At 74.6% G+C, this 1,951-nt stretch carries 2 protein-coding genes; both read right to left on the reverse strand.

Annotation, left to right across the window (positions count from 1 at the left end; genetic code table 11):
- Positions 1-122 precede the first annotated feature (122 nt).
- Entirely contained in the window at positions 123-440 is a 318-nt protein-coding gene (locus PKY62_RS12255; protein WP_324537362.1) for a putative quinol monooxygenase, read from the reverse strand.
- A 60-nt stretch (positions 441-500) separates the two neighbouring features.
- Entirely contained in the window at positions 501-1,931 is a 1,431-nt protein-coding gene (locus PKY62_RS12260) for a DUF2252 domain-containing protein (protein WP_324537364.1), read from the reverse strand.
- Between the last annotated feature and the right edge of the window lie 20 nt (positions 1,932-1,951).

Below are 1,951 nucleotides of genomic sequence, written 5' to 3' on the forward strand. Positions count from 1 at the left end.
GAGCTCAGGGGCCTCGACGAGGGCGCGGTTCTGCATCCCGACACCCTCTCGCAGTCTCGGGAGCGGCTGGGCGAGAACGGCGCGATCGGGCGCGACGACGGGGGCGGTCCGGACCGGGCCCGTCAGGGGATCGACGTCGGCGCGGCGTGGGCGGCGACGGCGTCGAGGAAGGTGACCTCGACCGAGGCCACGTGCTCCGCCCGTTCCTCGAGGAACGCCCGGACGTGGACGTGCTCCTCGTGGGCCTCGAACGCGGCACGGTCGCGGTACAGCTCGTAGAACACGCGCTGCAGCGGGTCCCCGTCGACGGCGTGCGAGATGTAGACGAGCGTGCCGGGCTCCAGCACGCGGATGTCCGCCAGGGTGCGGGCCACCAGCGCGTCGAACTCCTGCTCGTGACCGGGGCGCAGCACGTGCGTCACCACCAGGGCCAAGGCCATCGTCGGTCCTCCGTCGGTTCCCGCCAGCCTACGCGCAGGCCCGGCCGGCCGGACCGCCCGTCACACCCCGCGCTCGATCGGCAGCCGTCCGGTCTGCACCGCCCGGACCAGCGCGGCGTGATCGGCCTCCGTCTGGTCGGCGTAGGCCCGTGCGAACCGACCCATCGCCTGGTCGAGCCGGTCGGAGCGGCCCGCGTACCCGGAGATCATCGAGGCGCCGCTGGTCCGCGCGTGCCCCTTGGCCAGGAGGTGGCCGACGATCCCCGCGTAGTCCGCGAGCGCCGCCGCGTCGATCGCGTCGAGCGCGACGGTGCCCTTCATGTTGCGGAACTGGCGCACGTAGTACTGGCGGCCGTCGACCGTGGTCCAGCCCAGCAGCGGGTCGCTGACCGTCTGCAGCGCCTGCTGGTACTCCACGACGCGCTGGCCCTGGTGGGTGTGCCACGCGTTGTCGCCGTGCACGTACGGGGCGAGCACCGAGCGTCGTGCCTGCTTGAGCTGGAGGAAGACGACGTCGTCCGGGCTGGAGCCCTCGAGCAGGGCGACGTAGGCACGCAGCCCCACCGAGCCGACGCCGACGACCTTGTGCGCGACGTCCACCAGCGTGTAGCCACCCAGCACGCGCTGCCAGTGCGGGGCGAGCGTGTGCAGGTACGCGTCCAGACCCTCGGCGACCAGCGCGGCCTCGGGCTCGGGCAGCCGGGTGAGCAGCGGCGGCTCCTCGACGATCCGGCGGCGCCCCTCGCGCTCCGTGGTGAACCGCGGGAGCACGCGGTCGCTGGTGCCCTTGCGTGCTCGGCGCACCGCGCGCTCGATCTCCGCCGCCAGCGCGGCGTCGGTGGAGTGCTCCCCGATCCGGTCGACGTCGAGCCGCTCGAAGGACCGCGCGAGCAGCGGCTGGTCGGCCAGGTACGCGATCTCCGCGCGGTACGCGGCGCTGCACGCGAGCACGGCGTCGGCGCACGCGTCCTCCGTCGACCCGTTCTGCCGGCCCGCCACCCAGATGCTGGCCACGAGCCGGCGCAGGTCCCACTCCCACGCGCCCGGGTGCGCCTCGTCGAAGTCGTTGAGGTCGATGACGAGGTCGCGCTCGGGCGAGGCGTAGAAGCCGAAGTTGCCCAGGTGGGAGTCGCCGCAGACCACGGGCGTGATGCCGGTGGCCGGCAGCGCGGCGACGTCGTGGGCCATGACGACCGCAGAGCCGCGCAGGAACCCGTGCGGTGACGCGGCCATCCGCCCCACGCGCACCGGCACGAGCCGCTCGACCCGGCCCTCATGGCTCGCGATGATCCGGGCGATCGGGTCCCGATCGCCCGACGGCGACGGCCAGTCGCCCAGGGCCGAGCGCGGCACGGCGTCGCGCAGGGCCCGGCCGGTCCGGTAGCGCTCCGTCCGGCTCACCGCGCGGCGCCGCAGCGAGGCGTAGTCGGCGCGGTCGGTGCTGGCCAGGACGGCGTGCCCCTGGCGCCGGGCGGCGGGGGCCTCGTCCACGGGTCCACCTCTCGATACGG

Source organism: Actinotalea sp. (genome assembly GCF_035443605.1).
Classification (GTDB): Bacteria; Actinomycetota; Actinomycetes; order Actinomycetales; family Cellulomonadaceae; genus Actinotalea.

Excerpts from the sequence above, each read along its gene's own strand:
- PKY62_RS12255 (WP_324537362.1), bottom strand. The coding sequence starts at position 440 with ATGGCCTTGGCCCTGGTGGTGACGCACGTGCTGCGCCCCGGTCACGAG.